The organism is Tenacibaculum aquimarinum (genome assembly GCF_022478115.1).
In the GTDB taxonomy this organism is placed as follows: domain Bacteria; phylum Bacteroidota; class Bacteroidia; order Flavobacteriales; family Flavobacteriaceae; genus Polaribacter; species Polaribacter aquimarinum_A.
Map to the genome: position 1 here is coordinate 45979 of NZ_JAKGSC010000002.1, position 24351 is coordinate 70329.

The 24351-nt window shown below is 28.9% G+C and carries 22 protein-coding genes; 14 read left to right on the forward strand and 8 right to left on the reverse strand.

Features of this window, described 5'->3' with window-relative positions:
* Positions 1-121 precede the first annotated feature (121 nt).
* Complete coding sequence (locus L1S33_RS06215) at positions 122-1966, reverse strand: DEAD/DEAH box helicase (protein WP_240561683.1); 1845 nt, start codon at positions 1964-1966, stop codon at positions 122-124.
* Positions 1967-2100: 134 nt separating this feature from the next.
* Complete coding sequence (locus L1S33_RS06220; RefSeq protein ID WP_240561684.1) at positions 2101-3456, reverse strand: hypothetical protein; 1356 nt, start codon at positions 3454-3456, stop codon at positions 2101-2103.
* 196 nt (positions 3457-3652) lie between these two features.
* Here L1S33_RS06220 and L1S33_RS06225 point away from each other — a divergent pair, with 196 nt between their 5' ends.
* Positions 3653-5272, forward strand: a complete 1620-nt coding sequence (locus L1S33_RS06225) for an ABC-F family ATP-binding cassette domain-containing protein (protein ID WP_240561685.1) — start codon at positions 3653-3655, stop codon at positions 5270-5272.
* 48 nt (positions 5273-5320) lie between these two features.
* Here L1S33_RS06225 and L1S33_RS06230 read toward each other — a convergent pair whose 3' ends face one another.
* Positions 5321-6262 carry a hydrogen peroxide-inducible genes activator gene (locus L1S33_RS06230; protein ID WP_240561686.1) on the reverse strand — a complete coding sequence of 314 codons (942 nt, stop codon included), beginning with the start codon at positions 6260-6262 and terminating at the stop codon, positions 5321-5323.
* Positions 6263-6367: 105 nt separating this feature from the next.
* Between L1S33_RS06230 and L1S33_RS06235 the strand changes: the two genes are divergently transcribed.
* A complete protein-coding gene (locus L1S33_RS06235) occupies positions 6368-6838 on the forward strand; it encodes a Dps family protein (RefSeq protein ID WP_240561687.1) in 471 nt (156 codons plus the stop codon).
* Positions 6839-6919: 81 nt separating this feature from the next.
* On the opposite strand, the gene L1S33_RS06240 is transcribed toward L1S33_RS06235, so the two are convergent.
* Together L1S33_RS06240 and L1S33_RS06245 are read right to left on the reverse strand one after the other, a co-directional pair.
* Positions 6920-7732: a TerC family protein gene (locus L1S33_RS06240; protein ID WP_240552159.1), complete on the reverse strand. Its 813-nt coding sequence runs from the start codon at positions 7730-7732 to the stop codon at positions 6920-6922.
* Positions 7733-7758: 26 nt separating this feature from the next.
* Complete coding sequence (locus L1S33_RS06245) at positions 7759-8526, reverse strand: sulfite exporter TauE/SafE family protein (RefSeq protein ID WP_240561688.1); 768 nt, start codon at positions 8524-8526, stop codon at positions 7759-7761.
* Positions 8527-8600: 74 nt separating this feature from the next.
* Between L1S33_RS06245 and L1S33_RS06250 the strand changes: the two genes are divergently transcribed.
* The 11 genes from L1S33_RS06250 to L1S33_RS06300 all read left to right on the forward strand — a co-directional run bounded on the left by L1S33_RS06250 (position 8601) and on the right by L1S33_RS06300 (position 20418).
* Positions 8601-9704: a sensor histidine kinase gene (locus tag L1S33_RS06250; protein WP_240561689.1), complete on the forward strand. Its 1104-nt coding sequence runs from the start codon at positions 8601-8603 to the stop codon at positions 9702-9704.
* 3 nt (positions 9705-9707) lie between these two features.
* Positions 9708-11033 (forward strand): sigma-54-dependent transcriptional regulator, encoded by a 1326-nt coding sequence (locus L1S33_RS06255; protein ID WP_240561690.1) that lies wholly within the window; start codon positions 9708-9710, stop codon positions 11031-11033.
* Between the two features lie 171 nt (positions 11034-11204).
* Positions 11205-11396 (forward strand): hypothetical protein, encoded by a 192-nt coding sequence (locus tag L1S33_RS06260; protein ID WP_240561691.1) that lies wholly within the window; start codon positions 11205-11207, stop codon positions 11394-11396.
* Positions 11397-11398: 2 nt separating this feature from the next.
* Complete coding sequence (locus L1S33_RS06265) at positions 11399-12697, forward strand: Glu/Leu/Phe/Val family dehydrogenase (protein ID WP_240552164.1); 1299 nt, start codon at positions 11399-11401, stop codon at positions 12695-12697.
* Positions 12698-12714: 17 nt separating this feature from the next.
* On the forward strand, positions 12715-13125 hold the full coding sequence (locus L1S33_RS06270; protein ID WP_240561692.1) for a GreA/GreB family elongation factor: 411 nt from the start codon (positions 12715-12717) through the stop codon (positions 13123-13125).
* Between the two features lie 5 nt (positions 13126-13130).
* Positions 13131-13508 (forward strand): hypothetical protein, encoded by a 378-nt coding sequence (locus tag L1S33_RS06275; RefSeq protein WP_240561693.1) that lies wholly within the window; start codon positions 13131-13133, stop codon positions 13506-13508.
* Positions 13509-13924: 416 nt separating this feature from the next.
* A complete protein-coding gene (locus tag L1S33_RS06280) occupies positions 13925-14497 on the forward strand; it encodes a Crp/Fnr family transcriptional regulator (protein ID WP_240561694.1) in 573 nt (190 codons plus the stop codon).
* 59 nt (positions 14498-14556) lie between these two features.
* The gene (locus tag L1S33_RS06285) at positions 14557-15285 is read left to right on the forward strand and encodes an acyl-CoA desaturase (RefSeq protein WP_240561695.1); all 729 of its coding nucleotides are present in this window, start codon (positions 14557-14559) and stop codon (positions 15283-15285) included.
* Between the two features lie 66 nt (positions 15286-15351).
* Positions 15352-16098: a DUF6503 family protein gene (locus L1S33_RS06290; protein WP_240561696.1), complete on the forward strand. Its 747-nt coding sequence runs from the start codon at positions 15352-15354 to the stop codon at positions 16096-16098.
* Between the two features lie 54 nt (positions 16099-16152).
* Complete coding sequence (locus tag L1S33_RS06295) at positions 16153-17733, forward strand: helix-turn-helix transcriptional regulator (protein WP_240561697.1); 1581 nt, start codon at positions 16153-16155, stop codon at positions 17731-17733.
* Between the two features lie 105 nt (positions 17734-17838).
* On the forward strand, positions 17839-20418 hold the full coding sequence (locus L1S33_RS06300) for a T9SS type A sorting domain-containing protein (RefSeq protein ID WP_240561698.1): 2580 nt from the start codon (positions 17839-17841) through the stop codon (positions 20416-20418).
* Positions 20419-20487: 69 nt separating this feature from the next.
* Here L1S33_RS06300 and L1S33_RS06305 read toward each other — a convergent pair whose 3' ends face one another.
* Genes L1S33_RS06305 through L1S33_RS06315 form a run of 3 tightly spaced genes read right to left on the reverse strand, consistent with a single transcriptional unit; the run spans position 20488 to position 23338 of the window.
* Positions 20488-21033: an NUDIX hydrolase gene (locus L1S33_RS06305; protein ID WP_240561699.1), complete on the reverse strand. Its 546-nt coding sequence runs from the start codon at positions 21031-21033 to the stop codon at positions 20488-20490.
* Positions 21034-22191, reverse strand: coding sequence for an aminotransferase class V-fold PLP-dependent enzyme (locus tag L1S33_RS06310; RefSeq protein ID WP_240561700.1), 1158 nt, complete (start codon positions 22189-22191; stop codon positions 21034-21036).
* Between the two features lie 55 nt (positions 22192-22246).
* Entirely contained in the window at positions 22247-23338 is a 1092-nt protein-coding gene (locus L1S33_RS06315; protein WP_240561701.1) for a M42 family metallopeptidase, read from the reverse strand.
* 121 nt (positions 23339-23459) lie between these two features.
* Between L1S33_RS06315 and L1S33_RS06320 the strand changes: the two genes are divergently transcribed.
* Positions 23460-24347 (forward strand): ATP-binding cassette domain-containing protein, encoded by an 888-nt coding sequence (locus L1S33_RS06320; RefSeq protein WP_240561702.1) that lies wholly within the window; start codon positions 23460-23462, stop codon positions 24345-24347.
* The last annotated feature ends 4 nt before the right edge of the window (positions 24348-24351 follow it).

Genomic DNA, 24351 nt, shown 5'->3' on the forward strand with positions numbered 1-24351 from the left:
TTTTTTAACAGTTGTTATAGGTATTTACCTCAAAAGCAAGAAAATATTATAATAAATTTAGAATTTTATTTAAATAAAAAAACCGAGCAAATAGCTCGGTTTTTTTTATGTGATAAATATTTTATCTTTCTCTACGTCTTCTTCCGAAACCGCCAGTGTTTTTATCTTTTGTAGCTCTGTCTGGTCTATCAGAAGATCTAGAAGAAGATGATCTAGATGATCTTCTTTCTCCAGAATTACTTGATCCTTCAGAACTTCTACGTCTTCCAAAACTTCCACCACCACTTTTTCTATCTCCACCACCAAAAGATCTTCTTCCGCCGCCACCGCCGCGTTTTCTTCCACCACCGCCTTCACGTTTTTTAGTGATTTCAATGTTTACACCTCTTCCTTCAAAATCTGGAGAGTTTGCTTGGAAAGCATCTAAAGTTGCAGCTTCAAAATTTTTGTCTAATTCAAAGAAAGAGAAAGTATCTAAAATATCGATAGCTCCAATTTCTACTTTATTACCAATGTTTTGGTCGTTAATTAAACCAATTAATCTTGCAGGATTTAATTTGTCTTTTCTACCAATGTTAATAAAGAAACGTGTCATGTTTTCGTTAGAAGCTCCTCTACGAGAACTATCTCTATTTGAAGATAAATCGTTTAAATCTGCAGCACTTTCATAATAAGAAAGGAAAGTGTTAAATTCTTTTGATACAAATTTCTGAATTAATTCTTCACGAGATAAACCTTCTAATTTTTCATAAATAGCAGGTAAAAAATCTGCTATTTCCTTTTGGTTTACTTCAGTAGTATTTACAGTATCAATTAAATGAAATAATTGATTTTTTAAAATTTCTTTTCCAGTAGGTACTGCTGTATGTACAAACTTCTTTTTTATAATTCGTTCAATAGAACGTAATCTTCCTTGTTCTTTTTTGCTAACTAATGCAATAGAAATACCTTTACTACCAGCACGTCCTGTTCTACCACTTCTATGGTTGTAGTTTTCTATTTGGTCTGGTAATTTATGATTTATTACGTGTGTTAAATCGTTTACATCAATTCCACGAGCTGCAACATCAGTTGCTACTAATATTTTTATAGTTTTTTTACGAAACTTACCCATAACGCTATCACGTTGATTTTGAGATAAATCTCCATGTAAAGCATCTGCACTATAACCGTCTTGTATTAGTTTGTCAGAAACTTCTTGTGTTTCTCTTCGAGTTCTACAGAAAATTATAGCGTAAATATCTGTATTTAAATCTGCAATCCTTTTTAAAGCTTGGTAACGTGTTCTTTCTGAAACTAAATAGTATTCATGAGAAACATTATCTGAACCCGAATTTTTTTCACCTGAAGTAATCTCTACAGGTTGTGTCATATAATTTCTTGCAATAGATTCTACTTCTCTAGGAAATGTTGCAGAAAATAATAAGGTTTGTTTTGTTTCTGGTGTTGCATCTAAAACTTTATCTAGTTCATCTTTGAAACCCATGTTAAGCATTTCATCTGCTTCATCTAAAACTAACCATTTTACATTACCTAATTTTAAGGCTCTTCTGTTAATTAAATCGACAGTTCTTCCTGGAGTTCCAACAACTATTTGTACACCTCTTTTAAGTTTTCTAATTTGCTCATCTATATTAGAACCACCATAAACAGTAGCTACTTTTAAGTTTGGTAAATATTTAGAAAAATCTTCTATGTTTTTACCAATTTGAACTGCTAACTCACGAGTTGGAGACAATATTATTGCCTGTACATTAGAGTTTGTTTGGTCTGCTAACTCTATAATAGGTAAACTAAAAGCTGCAGTTTTTCCTGTACCAGTTTGAGCAAATGCTTTTAAATCTGTATCAGAAGAAATAATTTGTGGAATTGCTTTTTCTTGGATTACTGTAGGCTTTTGATATCCTAAATCAATTAAAGCTCTTGTAATAGGTTCTTGTAAACCTAAGTCTAAAAATGTGGTCATATCTGTATTTTTTGTAGAATCTACAGAATGCCAACTGTAAATTCACCGTTTATAATTCGACGTGATTTTATTTCACACAGTGAAATTTAAAATCGCGCAAAGGTAGGTTAAATTTAATGGTTAGCCCTAATTTATTAGTTTTTTTCTAAATCAGCTATTTGTTGATTGATTTTTTTAGAAGATAAAGCACCAAAACCATTAACAATAATCCCTTTGTTATTAACTAAAATAGTTCTTGGATAATTACTTGTTAAAAATTGTTTTGCAGCACTTTCTGTAGATAAATAGTATTGTTTACTAATATCAATATCTTTAATGCTATAATTTTTATTATCAGTAACATTAATTATTATGAAAGAAGTTTTTGGGTTATTGTTCTTTAAAAAGTTAATACGTTTGGCTACCCATTCATCAGAATAGTGTGATGGATTTCTAAAGTAAAGAACACAGTTTTTATTTTTTATTAAACGGTTACTGTTTTCAACAACTCCTGCATAACTAATAGCTTTAAAATCCGGTAATCGGTCTCCTTTATTAAGGTTTTTGGCATCATTTAATAAACGCTGAATTTGTTTTTTGTCTTCAATATTACTGCTCAATTTAAAGAAAGTGTAAAATGCATCTTTATTTAAGGTACAACTAGATTTATTGTAAAAATGACGAATTGTTGCATGACGTAAATAGACATTCTTTAATTCCTCTGTTTTTATGTTAGCATCAATATTTTTTAATAATGCAACAGTAAATTCATCTGTATTTTTCTTATAACCTTGCTGATAGGTATTACTATAAATACGTGTCATAACATATTCGCTATAGGCATTAAAAAACATAATAGAATCCAATCCCATAAAAACGTCATTTCTATGTTTAAAAAACTTAGAACTAAGTTTTGCTGTATCTTGAGAGCTTTCCTTTTCTATAATATAATCTTCAATTTGCGTATAAATAGGATATTTATTACTGATGTCTAAAACTTTTAAAAACTTTTCAGAAACATCTGGGTGTTGAGTTTTATAGTTTGCTATTTTTTTGTCCTTTGAAGCTATTAAATCATTAACCTTTTCAATATAATCTTCAGGTTTTTCTTTTACTAAATCATAAAACAGTTTTTCTTCTTTTTCATTTTGTAAAAAAGATTCAATTAAAGTATTGTTTTTAGCGGCACTTGTTCCACTGTAAACTAAAGATTCATCAAAATCCCAAGTATTTAAGCGTAATAACAAACTGTCTTGAGGTTCTAAGTAAATATATTGATGTTCTGGTCCATGTTTAAAGTAGAATAAACCTTCTTTTAAACTATCAATTTTTCCAATAAAAGTATTATCATCTTTAAGATAAATTGTGTCTATGGCTTTTTCAAAATCGAATAAAATTACACTGTTAGATTTTGGATGTAGAATTTTACCACCAAAGTAGGTTGCTTTGTTCTCTTTGGTTTTACAACCAAAAGCAGTTATTAATAGTAGAAAGGGTACTAAATATCTCATTAAAAATATTAAAATTCAAAAAAAACTATCTCGTAACAAAAATACTATCAAAATTAAGATGGAGATGTTAATTCGTTGTTAAAACACTTTTAAAATATGACGAAAATTTAAGATATATATGAAAAATCAACCTAAAAAAAACATTGAAAATCAATGCGAAAAAACTATTTTTGCCAAAATTTAAAAAGCGTAATAAATGTTATCAGTTTCTAATTTATCTGTACAATTCGGAAAAAGAATTTTGTTTGATGAAGTAAATACCAAATTTGTACAAGGTAATTGCTATGGAATTATAGGTGCCAACGGAGCAGGAAAATCTACATTCTTAAAGATTTTATCTGGATTACAAGAGCCAACTTCTGGCCATGTTCATTTAGAACCTGGAAAAAGGATGTCTGTTTTAACCCAAGATCACTATGCTTTTGATGAATTTACAGCACTAGAAGCTGTATTAATGGGAAATAAAGAATTGCATAAAATTAAATCTGAAATTGATGCGTTATATGCAGATTATACAGATGAAAACGCAGAGAAAATTGGTGAACTTCAAGTTAAGTTTGAAGAAATGGATGGTTGGAACGCAGATTCTGCTGCAGCTACTTTACTTTCTAACTTAGGTATAAAAGAAGATAATCACTATACTTTATTAGCAGATTTAGATTCTAAGAAAAAAGTAAGAATATTATTAGCACAAGCGTTATTTGGTAATCCTGATGTATTAATTATGGATGAGCCAACCAACGATTTAGATTTTGAAACTATTGCTTGGTTAGAAAACTTTTTAGCAAATTATGATAATACTGTAATTGTAGTATCGCATGACCGTCACTTTTTAGATGCGGTTTGTACACATATTTCTGATATTGATTTTGGTAAAATTAATAACTATTCTGGTAACTATACATTTTGGTATGAGTCTAGTCAATTAGCAGCAAAACAGCGTGCACAACAAAATAAAAAGGCAGAAGATAAAAAGAAAGAATTAGAAGAATTTATTCGTCGTTTTTCTGCAAATATGGCAAAATCTAAACAAGCTACTTCTAGAAAGAAGATGATAGATAAGTTAAATGTAGAAGATATTAAGCCATCATCTAGACGTTATCCTGCAATTATTTTTGATAGAGACAGAGAAGCAGGAGATCAAATATTAAATATTGAAGGATTAGAAAAGAATTTTGAAGGTGAAGCATTATTTTCTAAAGTAGATATTAATTTAAACAAAGGAGATAAAGTTGCAATTATTTCTAAGAGTTCTAAAGCTGTTTCAGAATTTTACCAAATTATTTCAGGTAATATTGAACCAGATGCAGGGAAGTTTTCTTGGGGTGTAACTACAACTCAATCTTATTTACCAGCAGATAATACATCATTTTTTCAAAATGGAGAATTAGATTTAGTAGATTGGTTACGTCAATATGCACAAACTGAAGAAGAGCGCGAAGAAGTATTTATACGTGGTTTCTTAGGAAAAATGATTTTTTCTGGAGAAGAAGCATTAAAGAAAAGTAATGTTTTGTCTGGAGGAGAAAAAGTACGTTGTATGTTATCTAGAATGATGATGACTAGAGCAAATATTTTAATGCTAGACGAACCAACAAATCACTTAGACTTAGAATCTATACAAGCTTTAAATAATTCTTTAATTAATTTTAAAGGTACTGTATTATTTTCTACCCATGATCATGAGTTTGCACAAACAGTTGCTAACAGAATTATAGAGATTACTCCAAAAGGAGTTATTGATAAATACTCAACTTTTGATGATTACTTATCTGATCCAAAGATTAAAGAATTACGAAATAAAATGTACTCATAATAAAAAAAAGGAAGCTAATTAGCTTCCTTTTTTATTTTTATAATAGTTTTAGTTTTTTTGCAACGGACTAATAATTTGCACATCACTAAAGGCAATTGCGCCTCTAATTACACCATCAATAGTGTCATTTAATGCTTTTATTAATTGCATTTTTAATTGTGATTTATGGTAAATTAAACTTACTTCTCTTGCTGGAGGCGGACTTGTAAACGCTCTTAAATGTTTCTTATCAAGTTCACTTAAATCTAAGGTATGTAAATAGGGCAGAAGTGTCATTCCTAAACCTTCTTTAGATAATTTGATTAACGTATCAAAACTTCCACTTTCTAATTGAAATCCTTTTTTGTTATCCGCCTTATGAGTTCTGCATAAATTTATAACGCTATCTTTAAAACAATGACCGTCTTCTAATAACAAGATGTCATCCATTTCTAATTCATCAGAAGTTATTTCTTTTTTGTTATAAAGCCTATGATTTTCAGGAACTAAACCAACAAAAGGTTCGTAATACAAAGGTTTTTCTTTAATAGCTTCATTTTCTAACGGAGTTGCAGCAATTGCAGCATCAATATGACCATCAGTTAATTTTCTAACAATTTCCTCTGTAGTTAATTCTTCAATAATTAACTTAACTTTTGGGTATTTCTTAGTAAAATTATTTAAGAACATTGGCAATAAAGTTGGCATTACGGTTGGTATAATTCCAAGTTTAAACTCTCCACCAACATAGCCTTTTTGTTGATGTACAATGTCTAAAATTCGGTTACTTTCATCAACAATTACTTTTGCCTGTTCTACTATTCTTTTACCAACTTCAGTTAATTGAATAGGTTTCTTAGAACGATTAAATATTTTTGCGTCTAATTCATCTTCTAATTTCTGAATTTGCATGCTTAATGTTGGCTGTGTAACAAAACTATGTTCTGCAGCTACAGTAAAATTGTGATATTCTGCAACAGACAAAACATATTTTAATTGAGTTATAGTCATATTATATAATAATTTCTGATAAAGATATAAAAACTATCAATTATAATTATAGTTTATCTTCGTAAATTTTTCAGAAATTTGAATAACAATAAAAATTAATAAATTATGAAATCAAATATAATAGGATTAGATCAAGAAAAATCAACAAAACTAGTTAATGAATTAAATTTATTACTAGCAAATTTTCAAGTATATTATCAGAATGTTAGAGGTTTGCATTGGAATATTAAAGGGAAAAACTTTTTTCAATTGCACGTTAAATTTGAAGAGTTTTACACAGATGCTCAAGAAAAAGTAGATTTAATTGCAGAACGTATCTTAACATTACAAGGAACACCGTTGCATACTTTTAGTGATTATTCTAAAATTGCTTCTGTTTCTGTAGGAAAAAACATTTCTAATGATAATGAAGCTGTGCAATTAGTTGTTACTTCAATTTTTGAATTATTAAAAATAGAGCGTTCTATTTTAAATTTAGCAGATGAAGCAGAAGATGAAGGTACAAATTCTATGATGAGTGATTTTATTGCAGAACAAGAAAAAACCTTATGGATGATGAATGCTTGGTTAGGTTAGTATTCAGTAAACAGTAAATTAAAAAGGCAGTTTCATTTTAAATGAAACTGCCTTTTTTATCAATATATTTTAAAGCTAAATTTACTTTTTAGTTGTTGTGTTTTCAGCTAATAACTTCTTTTGGTAACGTCCTTGTACAACATCTACAATTATTAAAATAGCCAATACAAAATAGAAAGTAGTTTTACTCATTGGTACAATCTCATTTCCAAATAGTTTTATGTGCGCTAAATGACCACCTTCAGTAACCAGCATTATTCCAACAATAAAAAGAATAAATAGACCTAATACTTCATACATTCTGTTTTTTGCTAAAAAAGTTGATATTCTATCTGCTAAAACTAGCATTAGTAAACCACTTATAACAATGGCAATTGCCATAACAATAAAGGCAGTTGTGCTGCTCTCAATTTCACTTGTAAGACCAATTGCTGCTAAAATTGAATCGAATGAAAAAACAAGATTCATTAAAACAATACTTGCAATTACTGCATTAGAAGATTTTGAAGATTTTTTTATAACATTACCTTCTGCATCTTGATTTAAATTGTGATCACCAATCATATGCCAAATCTCTTTTATGGCTGTGTAAATAATAAAGCCACCTCCAAGTAAAACAATGATACTGTGACCATTAAATGCAAATTTCACAATGTCTTTAATTTCACCAGTTAAAAACGAAAAAGGTTCTTGAAAATAATCGATGATAGAAACTAATAAAAATAATAATACAATTCTTAATACAATAGCAATTAAAATTCCGATTTTACGAACTCTTTTTTGATCTGCTAAAGGTGCTTTTTTAGATTCTAATGATATGTATAATAAGTTGTCAAACCCTAATACTGCTTGTAATAAGATTAACATTAATAGTGTAAAAATAATTCCTGCCATTTGTTTTTATTTGAGGTTCAAAGATATCAAAAAAGATATTTCCACAAAATTCTGATACTTACAAATGCAATTAAAATTGCAGTCGCTTTTTTTAACTGAATTGGACTGAATAATTTGTTACTCATTCTATTACCAATTTGTCCGCCAATAAAGACAGTAATTAGTAAAACTGAAGTCAAATTCCAATCAATTATAAAATCTGGATTTGTGTATTGCCCAGCTAAACCAGCAATAGAATTAACTAATATGAAGAAACTAGCAGTTGCAGCTATTTTTTTTGGAGAATCCCAATTAGTTAAATGGAGTAGTGGTGCAAGAAAAATTCCGCCACCAATACCAACCATACCAGAAATAAAACCAATTATTCCGCCAAAACCTGCATTTTTAGTTGTTGATATTTTGGTTTGTTTTTCTTCCGAAGAAATAATCCGTTTAGAAATCCACATAGTAATAGCAGCAAATAACAACGTAAAGCCTAAAAGAATAAAAAAGAATGTTTGTTGTATTTGTAAAAAACCACCTACAAAAGCCAATGGAACACTCCATAAAACTAGCGGAATTACTTTTTTCCAATTAAATAATTTTTCTTTTTGAAACAGAAAAACATTTCCTAAAACCACAATAATATTACAAAGTAAAGCAGTTGCTCTTATCTGTGTAAAAGCTATTCCAGTTAGCGCTAATATTGCTAAATAACTAGAACCACCACCGAAACCTACAGCTGCATATAAGATAGCTACTGTAAAAAAAAATAAAACAATGTGCCAATTTTCTATTAACGTTTCTAATATCATAAAACGAATATATATTTTTATTTAGAGAACTTATTACTTGGTGGTATATTTGTATTTATAATCGTTATAAAAAAATGAGTTTTCAAGGAAATATTCTAGAGGAAAAGTTAAAAGAACGTATAAAAGAATTAACTTGCTTATATAATGTAAGCTCTTTAATAAGAGGTTATAAGCTAGATAACATTGAGATGTTATTGAAAGAGATTTCCTTAAATTTAAAAGAGGCAATAAGATTTCCAAATGAAGCTTTTGTAGAGATTAAAACTGATAATTTTACTGTAGTTGAAGGAGAAAAAATAGAGGATGCAATATTTATTATTTCAGCAATAAAACCTTTTGGAAATATTAAAGGAGTTATAACTGTAGGGTATTCTAAATTAAAATTTTCTAAAAATGCTTTTTTAGAAGAAGAAAAACTATTGTTAAATAAAATAGCATCTGAAATTGGAGACTTTTTAGAACGTAAAGAGGTAAAAGAAAAAGAAGAAATAACTAAAAGACAAATAGAAAGAGCTGGTAGGTTAACAATTTTGGGTGAAATTACAGCAGGTATTGCGCATGAGTTAAATACACCTTTGGCTAATATTTTAGGATTCACAGAATTGTTGAGAGAGCGCTATAAAAAAGATAAAAAAGGAAGTGAAGATCTAGAAAAAGTAATAAATAGTGCAATTTATTCTAGAGAAGTGGTAAAAAAGCTAATGTTTTTTTCTTGTGAAATGCCACAGCAAATGACTTCAATAAATATTAAAAAAGTTATTGACGAAGCAATAAGTTTGTTGAAACCTAATTTTATTAAAAAAAATATAACTTATAATGTTGTATATTCTGATGAAGAAATTTATTTAAAAGTAGATAAAATTCAATTAACACAAGTAATTTTTAATTTAGTAATAAATGCTATTTATTTTTCTCCTGAAAAAGGTGAAATTAATATTGTTATTGAAGAGAAAATAACAACAGTACAGATTAAAATCTCTGATCAAGGTAAAGGAGTTGAGGTAAAAAATTCAGAAAATATTTTTAATCCTTTTTTCACAACCAAACCCGTAGGAGATGGTTCTGGTTTAGGGTTAAGTGTAGTACATGGAATAATAAAGAGCCATAAAGGAACTATAACTCATCAACCAAATTTACCTAAAGGGACAATTTTTATTGTAAGTTTTCCTAAAAATTAAACCATGCTAAACAAAGAAAATATATTAATTGTAGATGATGATATTCATATTTTAGAACTTATTCAGAGGCACTTACAATCCTTAAATTATCATACTTACAAAGCTATTTCGGTAAAAGAAGCATTAGAAATATTAAAAGATAGTTCTATAGACTTGCTAATTACAGATTTGCAAATGCCAGGTATAGATGGTTTGGAGTTAATAAAATATGCATCTGAGCATTATCCTAAAATTCCAAAATTAGTAGTCACAGGTTTTCCTTCAATAAATGGAGCTTTAGAAGTTATGAAGTCTGGTGCTGTAGATTATATTACAAAACCCTTTACAAAAGAAGAATTAAAAACGGCTATTCTTAAATCTTTAGAATCAAAACCTAAGGAAGACAAAATTGCAGATATAAAGGAGGTTGAAGCAAATAAACCTTATGGCGAATTAATAGGTTCTTCTCCTGCAATAAAAAAAGTTACGGCTGTAGTAGAACGTTTAAAAAATAATAAAGCTACAGTGTTTATTAATGGAGAAAGCGGAACAGGAAAGGAGTTAGTAGCTCGTTCTATACATTATATGGGTAAATATTCTTCTGCACCATTTATTGTAGTAAACTGTGGTGCAATACCAGAAAACTTGTTAGAATCTGAATTGTTTGGTTATCTAAAAGGGGCATTTACGGGAGCTGAAAAAGATAGAAAAGGTTTTTTTCAGGCAGCAAATAATGGAACTATTTTTTTAGATGAAATTGGCAATGCTTCCTTGTCCACGCAATTAAGACTCTTACGTGTTTTACAAGAGAAAGAAGTGGTTAGAATAGGTTCTCAAAAGCCAGAAAAAATAGATGTAAGGGTAGTTGCAGCAACTAATGTAGATTTAAAAGAGCTTATAAAGAAAGAACTGTTTAGAGAAGATTTATATTATAGACTTACAGTTGTGCAAATTGATGTTCCTTCATTGTTAGAGAGAATTTCAGACATTCCGTTATTGGTAAATAAGTTTTTATTTAAATACGGTATAGAATATAAAGATCGATTTTTAAAAATAACTCCAGAAGCTATGGATATTCTTAAAAGTTATAATTGGCCAGGAAACATAAGAGAACTAGAAAATGTAATACAAAGGGCAATTATTATGAGTGATAGGTTTGTCGATGTAGAGCATTTACCCGAACATGTAAAATATCAGATAGATTTTTCTAAGACTCAGAAACTAGTATCTTTAAAAGAGTTTCAAAAAAACTATATTTTAAAGGTACTTCAAGCAACAAATAATAACAAAACTAAAGCTGCAGAAATTTTGCAGATTGATAGAAAAACACTTCGAGAGAAATTAAAATAACGTTTATTAAAAAACGAGTAATTATGTAGCAGTTGAGGAATATTTCCTCAGCTGTTTTTTTTGTAATATAAAATAATTGAATTCAAGTAATTGTAATACAGTGTTTTATGTTTCCTGTGTTAAAGTTGGTATATAGCTTGCTAACATATAATTGTAATTAAAAAGATAATTATGAAAATTAATACTACTAGTTTATGTAACACTTGTGTTTATGCAGCTTCATGCAACTTAACATCAAATAAAAATGCTATTTGGTCTTGTAGTGAATTTGAAACAGAAAGATTAAAAAATACTAATCAAAAAACCAATTTATTACCAAACCTTAACTTCACTAAAAGTGAAAAAGAAATTGAATTTATTTAATTATGAAAACCTTAATAAAAGAATTAAAGCAAAAGGAACAACTTAAACAAGGCATGTTAGAAAATGTTATGGAACAGTTTAACCACGTTTCAGATTTTGTTAATCTAAACCCTAACATTAAAAAGATTTTAAGTGTAACCAATAACGAATTAATTATACATTTCCCTGTAAGAATGGATAATGGAGATGTGGAGATTTTTAAAGGGTATAGAGTGCAGCATAATAATGCACTTGGACCCTATAAAGGTGGTTTAAGATATCATCCAACAATTGATATAGATGCAGTAAAAGCATTAGCAATGTGGATGACTTGGAAAACATCTTTAGCAGGTTTACCTTATGGAGGAGCAAAAGGAGGAATCCAAATGGATCCAAAGAAGTATTCTAATTCAGAATTAGAACGTATTACTAGAAGGTTTACATATGCATTAGGAGATAATATTGGCCCAGAACATGATATTCCTGCACCCGATATAAATACAGATGCTCAAACTATGGCTTGGATTGCAGATACGTATATGTCTACAAAAGCACCTTCTGAAAGATCTAGAAATCAGCATGTTGTTACAGGTAAGCCAATTGGTTCTGGAGGGTTAGAAGGTAGAGATAGAGCAACAGGTTATGGTGTTTATTTAACAATTAAATTTTGGGCTGAACTAAAAAGTATTAAATTAAAAGACAAAACGTTTATTGTTCAAGGTTTTGGAAATGTAGGATATTGGGCTGCGCACTTTTTAGAAAGAGACGAAGCAAAACTGGTTGGTGTACAAGATGCCTTTGGTACAATAGTTAATAAAGAGGGTTTAAACGTAGAGCATTTATTAGATTATACAAAAAATAATAATGGAAGTATCGTAGGTTTTCCAGATTCAAAAGACATAGAAAAGGAAGATTTCTTTGGGTTAGATTGCGATATATGTATTCCCGCAGCTTTAGGTAATCAAATTAATACTAAAAATGCTTCAAAAATTAAAGCTTTTTTGGTAGCAGAAGGTGCAAATGGGCCAACAACAGTTGAAGCTGAAAAAATATTACTAGAAAGAGGGATTACAATCATCCCAGATATTTTATGTAACTCTGGTGGTGTTATTGGGAGTTATTTTGAATGGCTTCAAAACAGAAATGGAGAGCTCTGGGAATTAAATGAAATAATGGGAAGGATAAATAAAAAAATGAGAGAAGTTTTTATTAAAGTACTTAATGTAGCAGAAAGTAGAAAAATAAATATGCGTTCTGCGGCGTATGTTTTAGCAATAGAAAGATTAGAAAGAACATATACTCAAAGAGGAGTTTTTCCTTAAAATAAAATGGTTATAGAATGAAATATAAAAATATAATTATTGAAGAAAATGAATATTTAAAGATTGAAAAACTCTTAAACTTGAATAATAAAGGTAATGTGAGTACAGTTAAAAGCTATATTTCAAAATTACAAGATGAATTAAAAACCGCTATTATATTACCAGAATCTGAAATACCACAAGATGTTATTAAACTAAATTCTGTAGTAACTATTAAAGCAAAAAACACTTTATGGGAAAGAACTTTTGAGCTTGTTTTACCTGCAGAAAATAACCATAAAGAAAGTAAGGTATCTTTATTATTACCAATGGGAGCTGCAATTTTAGGGTATGCAAAAGGAGATGTTATTCTTTGGGATTTCCCTAAAGGATTACAAGAGTTAAACGTTTTAGATGTAGTACAACAAAGTAACAACAGTAAAAAATAATTATTATGCAATCAAATATTATATATAATAACGATTCTGAAAATCAAGCTACTCAAAAAAGAAGCTTGGAAGAACTAAACATGTGGATATCTCATATAAACTATATTTCAGAAGAGTGTGATTATATTGTTAAAATAGCTTCAAATAAACTTAAGAAAAAAGAGTTAAGAGATAACTTACTATTGGTAATAAAGAAAAAAAATAGTTTAAAAAACACATTTTTAGAATATAAAAAAATATCTGAAAATATTATTGAATGTATAGACTTAGACTGCGATTTATTTTATTACAAAGAACATGTAAAAACAAGGGATTTGTATAAAGAATATGTAGATAATTACAGAAGTTTAAAAAAAGAAGTTTTTTTAGGGCTTTTAGCCTAATGATAAATTTTATGGTAATTCTAAGCTTATTTAGGATTACCATATTTTGTTAGCTTTTCTTCCGAAGAAATAATGCGTTTTTAAACCCACATAGTAATAGCAGTAAATAACAACGTAAAGACTAAAAGAATAAAAAAATGTCTGTTCAATTTGTAAAAAAAAAAACACCTGCAAAAGCTAAATAACTAGAACCAATACCGAAACCAACAGCAGCATTTAATACAGCTACCTTATAAAAAAAAGGAAAATGATATACTAGTAATAAATTAGCGTTTCAATTATCATTAAGCGAATATAATTGTATATTTTTAAAAACTGAAATAACAACAAATTTATAATTATTAGGAACTAAAAATTAGATTAATAATTTAATATTTAAAAGTTGTTGTAGAAGCTAAAAATTGAATTTGAATTAAATGCAAAACATAAGAAAATATTTAGAAAAAACACTTACAATTGAAGATGATGATTGGAATTTATTTACTTCTAAATTAAAAAAACAGACTGTAAAAAAACGAACAAAACTTTTAAATTTAGGTCAAATAGAAAATCATATTTCATTTATTTCTAGTGGAATTGTCCGTTTTTTAATAACCAAAGAGGGTGTAGAAAAAGAAATTACTTTTGGCTTTTGTTTTGAAAATGAGTTTGTAAGTGCATACGATTCTTTTTTAACACAAAAACCTTCGTTATATGAATTGGAAACACTTACAGAAGTTACAATGTGGAGTATTACCTATTTAGATTTACAAGAAGTTTACCAAAAAACTAAAATTGGTAACACACTTGGAAGATTGTCCTCTGAACGTTTGTTTTTAATAAAATCTAAAAGAGAACAATCATTATTAAATGAAACAGCAGAAGAACGGTATTTAAATTTATTTAAAGACCGCCCTAAACTTATTAAAGAAATTCCGTTAAAATATATAGCCTCTTATATTGGAGTTACTGCACAAGCTTTAAGTAGAATTAGAAAACGAATTTCTTAACTTGAGTTCATTTTTTATCTAACTTTATGTTCGGTTATTTGTCTGCTAAATAATTGAATATGTCTGTTGTAATTTTAATATTGATTTTGTGGTATTCTGGTCTGTTTTTTCAAACCTTTTTTTTACATCGATATGCTGCGCATCAAACCTTTACGATGTCTAAGTTTGCAGAAAAAGTATGTTTTGTTTTAACATGGCTAACGCAAGGTTCTAATTATTTAAGTGCTTATGGTTACGGTGTTATGCACAGAATGCATCATGCATATGCAGACACAGAAAAAGACCCACATTCGCCAAAGTTTGACAGTAATTTGTTTAGTATGATGTGGCGCACAAAAAATATTTATCAAGATATTAATAATAAAAGCGTACAAATTGAAGAGAAATTCACAAAGAATGTACCTCAATGGCAGCGTTTTGATGCTTTTGCTAGTTCAAGAATTTCTCGTATAACTTGGGCAATATTATATATAGTGTTTTTTATTTTTTTTGCCACAGCTTGGTGGCAGTGGTTATTATTACCAATTGCTTTCTTTATGGCTCCAATTCATGGAGTAATTATTAATTGGTTTGCGCATATTTATGGTTATGTAAATTTTAAAGTAAGTGATACTTCAAAAAACTTATTACCTTTTGATTTCTTAATGATGGGAGAAGCGTATCATAATAATCATCATGCATATGGTGGACGTCCAAACTTTGGTGTAAAATGGCATGAAGTAGACATGACATATTGTATTATGGTTGTTTTAGATAAGTTAAATTTGATTAAGTTAAAAAGAGACTAATTAAAGATATTTTCTTGTAAATTTGACGATAAGATTACGACGTAGTCAAAAATAAAATTTTATCAAATGAAAAAAATAATAGCAGTTTTAGTATTTGCAACAATCTTAATTTCTTGTAAACCTTCAGAAAAGAAAGTAGATGTTTATAAAAATTATCCAGAAAACATAGCAAATGTTTTAAAGAAACACGGAGGTTTAGATAATTGGAAAAAGTTACAAGTATTGTCTTTTAATAAAGGAGAAGAAGCACATACTGTTGATTTACATTCAAGAAAAACGGTAATTAACACACCAAATTACTCTTTAGGTTTCGATGGGAAAGAAATATGGTTATCTCAGCAAGATTCAACTGCATTTAAAGGAAATAAAGATTTTTACTATAACTTATACTTTTATTTTTATACAATGCCATTTGTTTTAGCTGATGATGGAATAACATATGAAGAAACAACACCTTTAACTTTTGAAGAAGTAAGTTATCCTGGTTATAAAATTTCTTATGCTTCAGATAAAGGAACTTCTCCGGATGATAATTATTATGTGTATTATAATCCAGAAACTTTTCAAATGGAATGGTTAGGTTATTCTGTTACTTATTTTTCTAAGAAACCATCAGAGAAATTTAATATTATTAGATATAATGATTGGAATGATGTGAATGGATTCTTATTACCAAAATCGATAACTTGGTATAAGAAAGGTGAAGACGGGCAACCAACAGAACCTGCAAAACCAGCTACAGAATTTACTTTGCCTTTAGTAAGTCAAGCTAAATTAGCAGATGGATTTTATAATAAACCTATTACAGAATAAAATATTTTTATTTCTATTTAAATTTGTTACAATTAAACGATAAAATCTACTCCCTTGAAAACTATAATTAATGTTTTTTTATTTGTCTATATTTCTGTCTCTTTTAGCCAAAATAAACTAAAAAAAAAATATTATAGTTTTATAGATTCTGCAGAAGTCTATGTAGATGAAAAACCAAATATTTCGGAGAGTTTTTTAAATTTAATACCAGAGCCAATTACAGAAAATATTGAAGGTCGTTTGGCTCATTATTATCAATTAAAAGGGCTAATTAGTGATAAGAATAATGAAAGTGTAAAAGAGTTTCAATATTTTTTATTAGCTCAAAAATATGCAAAAATTGAAAAAGAGAATGACATTGCCGGAATGGTTTCTTTGGAGTTGTTTTTTAATACATATATTATAAAAAAAGACTCGTCAGCTTTTAAATATTTAGAAGAAGCAAAAAAATATTATAAGTTAAATAATAACATAAACGGACTTGCAGAAGTTAATCAAATGTATGCCTATGTAGAGTTTTCTAATAAGAATTATACAAAAAGTAATAAACTAATATTAGAAAATTTAGAAAGCTATAAAAATATAAAAGAGGATCAATATTATTATATGTATGCATTATTTATGCTTACATCAAACTATACTCATTTAGAAAATTTTAATCTTGCAAACGAATATTTTAATAAATTAAAGTCTTTAAAAAAAGACAGTACTATTTCTCCTTCACTTCATGCATCTCATGTTGTTACAAACAATATATGTATGGCAGAAGTATATTTAAAGCAGCAGAAGATTGATTCATCATTATTCTATTTAAAAGAAGCTGCTGAGCTCCGTAAGTATATGAATGTTTCAGATACTGAACATTACTTTAAACTCTATTCAGATTATTATAGCCAAATAGGGAATATAGAAAGAAAAGCTAATTATATTGATTCATTACGTTTATTTAATCTAGATGAAATAAATAAAAATGTTGATGCCAGTTTAGGTTTAAATAAAATTTTAATAACTTCTGAAAAACAATTAGTAAATGAAACAAAAACGAAACATAAGTATAAAGCTTTATTTTGGGTGTTAGTTTTTAGTTTAATAGGTTTAATTGTTTTTATCCTTTTACGTTATAAAAAAATAAAGATTAAAATTCAAGATTTTACACAAGGCAAAAAAGAGTTGTCCTATTTAAAAACGAATCATGACAAGCTAAAGGTTAAGGTTAAAGGGCTTGAAGATTATATTATTGATGTAAAAAAAGAAATTAAAAGTATTTCTATAATAAGTGACACATCAAAACAAAGAGATCAAATTAAAGAATTATATAAAGATCTACATTTAAATTCCTCTACAATTTTAGATAAAAGCAAAAATCATTTAGAACTTGTAAATGATTTAAATATCGATTTCTTTAATACTTTAAATGAAAAACATCCAGAATTAGATGATTCTGAAGTTATAATTTGTTATTATTTACATATAGGTTTTAAAAATAAAGAGATTGCAGTTTTTTTAAACAAATCTTTAAGATCAATTGAAAGCAAACGTTTCAGAATTGGTAAAAAACTTCAGCTTAAAGAAAATAAAATAAACTTATTAGAATACCTTAAATCTTTCGGTTTACCTACTAAAAACAGTGTTTAAGTCTTTTATTTTCAATGTGAGTAGTTAGTGAGTAGTGCTTTTTTTATTTGGTGTTAGAATGTTCAAGATATTTGAATAAATATTCTAAAATTAAAATCTACTAGTATGAAAAAAAACTACTTTTTAACGTTGTTATTAATTACAGCAACTACTTTTAGTCAAACACTAAGCTACAAAAGTTCTCACGCAAAAAAAGAAAGCAATTACTTTGAAATTGTAAAACAAGTACGTGAAGAATTAAGTCCTCTTAAAAGAAGTACTTTAAAAAAAGATATTAAAAAAATAAAACAATTTGAGCGTTGGGCTTATTATTGGAAAGATAGAGTTGATGCACAAGGTCGTTTTCCAAGCTCTGGTTTAGGATATTACAATGCAGGAATTTTAGATGTAAATGGAAAATTAATTAATAAAAAGAAAATAAACAACAATAATCAAGCTAGAAGTAGTGCGGTAAATTGGGTAAATATAGGGCCACAAAGTGTACCAGAAGCAAATGGTTACCCAAATAACCCACAAATGGGTAGGCTAACTAATTTTTTAAGATATAAACATCAAACAGATGAAAATCAAAATGTACTTTTTGTTACAGCTCCAGTTGGAGGTGTATGGAAGTCTACAGATAATGGTGCTACTTGGACTCCAAAACTAGATGAAATAGCAGGAATAGGAACAACAGATATTAAAAGTAGTTCTTCAGATATTAATAATCCAGGTGTAATATATGTATCTACAGGAGATTATGATGGAGGACAAGTTAATTCTATAGGAGTTTTAAAGTCTACAGATTTTGGTGAAACTTTTCAGTCTACTGGGTTATCTTTCAGTCTAGATGATAAAGAAATTTTATCTAATTTAATTGTTATAGATGCAAATACTGTTATAGTAGGTACAAATCAGAATATTAAAAAAACTACTGATGGAGGTTTAAATTGGAGTGATGTTTTCTTTCATCCATATAACGATGCAGTTATTGGTAAGTTGCATAGAAATGGAACAAATATAATGGCTTGTGATAGTTGGGGAGGATTAATTTTTTCTAAAGATAATGGTAATACTTGGACGCAAATTAAGGCAGAAGGTGTAACGGGATCAAGTAGGCATGCTTCTACTTCAGACACAAGCGGTGTTTTTTATGTTCAAAATAATTCAGGACAAATATCAACATACAACCCTTCTCAAGCTTCACCAGTTCTTACCAATTTAGGAGTTTCTACAACAGGTTATAATGCTCAAGGAGATTATAACCAAGCTTTAGTTGTAAAAGATGGATTAATTATTAGTGCCGGTGTAGATGCAATAAACACTGAAGATAATGGACAAGTATGGTATACTACTTTAAATAACTCATGGCAAGACAATAATTCGGAAGGTTCATATGGGCATGCAGATATTCATGAAATAGGTCCTTTAGATGCTGGTTATTCTTTTTGGACAGTAAATGATGGTGGTTTAACTTTTGTTAATTATGCTAATATTTCAGATGAAAAACCAAATGTCGAATATAAATCTAGTGGTGTTTTAGTAACTCAGCTTTACTCAGTTGCTATTTCTCCTCAAAGTGAAAACCATATAATTATGGGGAATCAAGATAATGATGGCTATAGTCAAGAAATGCATAACGGTTCTTTACAATGGGTTGCTGCTTTAGCTGGAGACGGAACTTGTACAGCAATAGATTATTCTAACCCTAACATTAGATATTTAGGAGGTCAGAATGGTTCATTAATAAGAACGGATACTGGTTTTTCAAATAATTACGGAGGTACAGATGTAACAACACCTGCAACAGGAGCTCCATTTGTTTGGACTTTAAAAATGCATTCTACCATACCGACAACTTTATATGGAGGTTTTGCAGATGTGTATAAAACTACAAATAAAGGTGGTTCATGGACAAATCTTAATTCTGGAGCAGGAAAAATAAGTTACATAGAAACTTTTGGAGATAATTTAATTGTTGTTGGTGAAAACGGAACTAAAAGATCTGTAAATGATGGAAGTGTATGGAATGATGTAATTGAGCCAATTGCTGGAGCAAAAATTAATTCTGTATCGTTAGATCAAAATGATAATAATATCATTTACACTACGGTTAGTGGTTATGTGGATGGTTCTAAGGTATTTAAATCAACAAACGGTGGAGCTACTATTGGTAACTGGACAAATATCTCTGCAGGTTTACCTAATGTAAAGATGACACAAATTGTCCTTAAACAAAATCAAGGACAAGAGATACTTTTTGTTGGAACTGAAGTTGGTGTTTATTTAAAAGTAGGAAGTGCAAATTGGGAAAAACTTGGTCAAGGTTTACCAAATGTTAATGTAAGTGATATTGAAATAAATTATACAGTAGATAAATTAGTTGCTGCAACTTATGGTAGAGGTTTATGGCAAATAGATTTAACCAATACTGCTTTAGGAATAGATGATATTAATAACAGTTCAGATATGTCTCCATTTATATACCCAAATCCAGTTTCAGATAAGTTATTTACAATAAAACTACCTAACCAAAATAAAAAATTTGATTATATTATTTACAATGTAATTGGAGGTGTTATAAAGCAAGGTGAGTTAAGAGTAGGAGAAAATAAAATTGATGTAAGTAATGCTGTTTCAGGTATATATGTTGTTAGATTTACAAGCGAAAACTATGCTACTTCACAAAAAATAATAATTAAGTAGATTTTATTATTAGTTAGTTAATTCCGGGGGGAATGCCACTCTTTCTTTTTTTTTTGAAAGGGTGGTTTTTTATTTTTGAATTCTATTTATAATCTGATTAAAAATAAAACAATAATAATCATGAAACCTAGGAAGCAATACGTTTTCTAGGTTTTTTGTGTTTTTTAAAGTTGATAAATCAAATAACTTAATAGCATCAACTTCTTCTTTTTGAATTTTTAAATCCTCAATAGGAACTTTTAATTCAGTAATAAAAACATGATGATGTTCATTATCTTGAATTCCGTTTGGGTGAGAAATTTGATGGATTCTTGTGCCAATTTTAATTAGATCTTCATCATCTATTTGTAAACCAATTTCTTCAAAGACTTCTCTTTTAGCTGAAGTTAGAATTTCTTCACCAGCAGCAACATGTCCTGCCACAGAAATATCCCATAAACCAGGAAATACTTTCTTAGTCAATGCTCTTTTTTGAAGAAGTATTTTTTTATCCGAAGTAAAAATCCAAACATGTACAGTGGCATGAAACCAACCGTTTTTATGGGCTTCAGATTTTAAAGCAGTTTTTCCTGTTGGTTCCCCTTCAGGAGTTAAAATATTTAATAATTCATCCATTTATAAACAAGATAAAATACAATCTGTTAATTTCTTAAAATCTTCTTTTGTATTGTATAAGTGACAAGAAATACGAATGTAATTTCCTCTAAAAGAAATAAAAATATTAGCTTTTTTTAGTTTGCTTTTTAGTTTTTCAACATCTAATTTTTTAGGTAATTGAACGCCAAATAAATGATGTGATCTAAAATCAGAATCTTCAATATAACAGCCATTTTCCTTTAAAATAACTACAACTTCAGAAGTAATTTCTTTGCAATAATTTTGAATCGCATTTGGTGTCCAATCTAAAACTTGTTTTAACGCAGCAATTTGCATTTTTATGTAAATAAAGCTAGCGTGTTCACCAGCAGAATACCTGTTGGCTAGTGGTTTATGTTTTGGTTGATAGGAAGTTAATCCACTCAAGTTTTCGCTATGTAAACGATTAGACCAATTTTCTTCTAACGGATTTCCTCCATCAAAATAACTTCCAAAATAAGCATAACCACAACCATAAGGTCCAAAAAGCCATTTGTAACCAGCGCAAATTAAAGCGTCTGGTTGTATTTCTTTTACTGAAAAAGGCAAAGCACCAACAGACTGACTTCCATCAATAATTAATAACGCATTGTTTTCTGTAGCTTTTTGTCTGATAGATTTTAAATCAAATAAAGTTCCATTTGCCCAATGAATATTTCCTAGAGTTACGACTGCTGTTTTATCAGAAATTGAATTTAAGATAACTTCATTCCAATTTTCACCTCTATTTTCTTTAGATATTGGCATTGAAGCTATTTTAATGGTAGCATCAAATTTATTGGCTAGTTTTTCCCAAACATAGTAATTACTAGGAAACTGTTCTTCAATCAATAAAATTTCATCACCTTTTTTTAAAGTGATGTTGTTTGCAGCAGTTGCTAAACCATAAGAAGCAGAAGGAATGTTTGCAATTCTGTTATAATCCTCAACATCAATTAATTTTGCAAAAAGTTGTTTTACTTCTTTAACAGGTTCAAAATAATGATCTCCAGTAATTTTATGCGGATTACTTTTTTCTAAAAGAGCTTCAATTCCTGCTTGCTCAACAGTTTTAAAACTTGGTGATTGACTTGCAATATTTAAGTAAGTAATTTCTTCAGGAAAACTGAAAAGGTGTTTTTGATTTTCTAAAATCATATAAAATGTGCTATAAAAAAAAAGCGAAGTAAATTTACTTCGCTTTTTATATTAATTATTCAAAGTAAGAAAACGTTTCTCCGTCTTTAATATTTAAAAGAGTTTCGTAAATCATTTTAATAACGTTTTCAACATCATCTCTATGAACCATTTCTACTGTTGTATGCATGTATCTTAGCGGTAAAGAAATTAATGCAGAGGCAACACCACCATTACTGTAAGCAAAAGCGTCAGTATCTGTTCCGGTTGCTCTAGAAAGTGCAGAACGCTGAAAAGGTATCTTTTTAGCTTCGGCAGTTTCTGTAATTAAATCACGTAATTTTTGTTGAACTGCAGGTGCATATGCAACAACAGGACCTTTACCAATCTCTAATTTTCCGGCTTTTTTAACCTCAATCATTGGTGTTGTTGTATCGTGCGTTACATCAGTAACAATTGCAACATCTGGCTGAATTGTATGTGTAATCATTTCTGCACCACGCAAACCAATTTCTTCTTGTACAGAGTTTGTAATGTATAAACCAAAAGGCAACTCTTTTTTGTTCTCTTTTAATAAACGAGCAACCTCAGCAATCATAAATCCGCCCATTCTATTGTCAAGTGCACGACAAACAAATTTATCTCCGTTTAAAATATGAAATTCATCTGGATACGTAATTACACAACCAACATGTACGCCCAAAGCTTCAACTTCTTCTTTAGTAGCACAACCAGTATCTATAAAAATATTGTCTGGTTTTGGCGCTTCTTCTTTTGCTCTATTTCTTGTGTGTATTGCTGGCCAACCAAAAACACCTTTTACAATTCCGTTTTTAGTATGAATATTTACAATTTTACTCGGCGCAATTTGATGATCTGAACCACCATTTCTAATCACATAGATTAATCCGTTATCAGAAATATAGTTAACATACCAAGAAATTTCATCTGCATGTCCTTCAATTACAACTTTATATTTTGCATCAGGATTTATAACTCCTACAGCAGAACCATAAGTGTCAGTAATAAAAGTATCTACGTAAGGTTTTAAATACTCCATCCAAATTTTCTGACCTTCCCATTCGTAACCGGTTGGAGCAGCATTATTTAAGTATTTCTCTAAAAATGTAAGTGATTTCTTATTTAATATTGATTTATTTTTTGCCATAATTTGTATTTGTTATGATGTAAAAATAAAGGAAATTATTAAAAAGTTTGAAAAGTCTGTAACAAAAGTTGTTATTTGCACACTTATCTATCAACAAATCGAATTTAAAAACATACTTATCATGAAATTAACTATAGAAAATTTAACCAAAACGTACAAAAATGGTGTAAAAGCTATTGATAATTTAAATCTAGAAATTGGAACAGGAATGTTTGGTTTATTAGGTCCAAACGGTGCAGGAAAGTCTTCTTTAATGAGAACGATTGCTACTTTACAAGCTCCAGATTCTGGTTCAATTACTTTTGGTGATATAAATGTTATTGAAGATAAAATGGCTTTACGTAAAGTGTTAGGCTATTTACCACAATCTTTTGGAGTGTATCCAAAAATGTCTGCGGAAGATTTGTTAGATTATTTTGCAACTTTAAAAGGCGTTTCAGCAAAATCAGATAGGCAAAAATTAGTAAAAGAAGTATTAGAAATCACTAACTTATATGAAGTTAGAAAGAAATATGTAGCAGGTTATTCTGGAGGAATGAAGCAACGTTTTGGAATTGCACAATTACTTTTAAACAATCCAAAATTAATAATTGTAGATGAACCAACAGCTGGTTTAGACCCTGCAGAAAGACATCGTTTTTTAAATGTTTTACGTGAAGTTGGTACTAATTGTACTGTAATTTTTTCTACTCATATTGTTGAAGATGTAAAGGAATTATGTAACCAAATGGCAATTTTAAATGGTGGAAGAATCTTAAAGAAAACCACACCAATTGAAGCAACAAAAGAAATTGAGGGTAAAATTTGGACAAAAATTGTTCAAAGAGATGATTTAGATGAAGTGGAAGCAACTTATAATTTATTATCATCTAATTACAACCAAGACAATACATTAAATGTGCGTGTGTATGCAGATGAAAAACCAGCAGCAGATTTTGTTGCCGCAACACCACAGTTAGATGATGTATATTTTATCGCTTTAAAACAAGATGAACCAGTTTTAAATTAGTTAC

What these genes read in the sequence shown, in the direction of transcription:
- L1S33_RS06215 (WP_240561683.1), bottom strand. Translation starts at nt 1,966, where the DNA reads ATGACCACATTTTTAGACTTAGGTTTACAAGAACCTATTACAAGAGCT.
- L1S33_RS06220 (WP_240561684.1), bottom strand. Translation starts at nt 3,456, where the DNA reads ATGAGATATTTAGTACCCTTTCTACTATTAATAACTGCTTTTGGTTGT.
- L1S33_RS06225 (WP_240561685.1), top strand. Translation starts at nt 3,653, where the DNA reads ATGTTATCAGTTTCTAATTTATCTGTACAATTCGGAAAAAGAATTTTG.
- L1S33_RS06230 (WP_240561686.1), bottom strand. Translation starts at nt 6,262, where the DNA reads ATGACTATAACTCAATTAAAATATGTTTTGTCTGTTGCAGAATATCAC.
- L1S33_RS06235 (WP_240561687.1), top strand. Translation starts at nt 6,368, where the DNA reads ATGAAATCAAATATAATAGGATTAGATCAAGAAAAATCAACAAAACTA.
- L1S33_RS06240 (WP_240552159.1), bottom strand. Translation starts at nt 7,732, where the DNA reads ATGGCAGGAATTATTTTTACACTATTAATGTTAATCTTATTACAAGCA.
- L1S33_RS06245 (WP_240561688.1), bottom strand. Translation starts at nt 8,526, where the DNA reads ATGATATTAGAAACGTTAATAGAAAATTGGCACATTGTTTTATTTTTT.
- L1S33_RS06250 (WP_240561689.1), top strand. Translation starts at nt 8,601, where the DNA reads ATGAGTTTTCAAGGAAATATTCTAGAGGAAAAGTTAAAAGAACGTATA.
- L1S33_RS06255 (WP_240561690.1), top strand. Translation starts at nt 9,708, where the DNA reads ATGCTAAACAAAGAAAATATATTAATTGTAGATGATGATATTCATATT.
- L1S33_RS06260 (WP_240561691.1), top strand. Translation starts at nt 11,205, where the DNA reads ATGAAAATTAATACTACTAGTTTATGTAACACTTGTGTTTATGCAGCT.
- L1S33_RS06265 (WP_240552164.1), top strand. Translation starts at nt 11,399, where the DNA reads ATGAAAACCTTAATAAAAGAATTAAAGCAAAAGGAACAACTTAAACAA.
- L1S33_RS06270 (WP_240561692.1), top strand. Translation starts at nt 12,715, where the DNA reads ATGAAATATAAAAATATAATTATTGAAGAAAATGAATATTTAAAGATT.
- L1S33_RS06275 (WP_240561693.1), top strand. Translation starts at nt 13,131, where the DNA reads ATGCAATCAAATATTATATATAATAACGATTCTGAAAATCAAGCTACT.
- L1S33_RS06280 (WP_240561694.1), top strand. Translation starts at nt 13,925, where the DNA reads ATGCAAAACATAAGAAAATATTTAGAAAAAACACTTACAATTGAAGAT.
- L1S33_RS06285 (WP_240561695.1), top strand. Translation starts at nt 14,557, where the DNA reads ATGTCTGTTGTAATTTTAATATTGATTTTGTGGTATTCTGGTCTGTTT.
- L1S33_RS06290 (WP_240561696.1), top strand. Translation starts at nt 15,352, where the DNA reads ATGAAAAAAATAATAGCAGTTTTAGTATTTGCAACAATCTTAATTTCT.
- L1S33_RS06300 (WP_240561698.1), top strand. Translation starts at nt 17,839, where the DNA reads ATGAAAAAAAACTACTTTTTAACGTTGTTATTAATTACAGCAACTACT.
- L1S33_RS06305 (WP_240561699.1), bottom strand. Translation starts at nt 21,033, where the DNA reads ATGGATGAATTATTAAATATTTTAACTCCTGAAGGGGAACCAACAGGA.
- L1S33_RS06310 (WP_240561700.1), bottom strand. Translation starts at nt 22,191, where the DNA reads ATGATTTTAGAAAATCAAAAACACCTTTTCAGTTTTCCTGAAGAAATT.
- L1S33_RS06315 (WP_240561701.1), bottom strand. Translation starts at nt 23,338, where the DNA reads ATGGCAAAAAATAAATCAATATTAAATAAGAAATCACTTACATTTTTA.
- L1S33_RS06320 (WP_240561702.1), top strand. Translation starts at nt 23,460, where the DNA reads ATGAAATTAACTATAGAAAATTTAACCAAAACGTACAAAAATGGTGTA.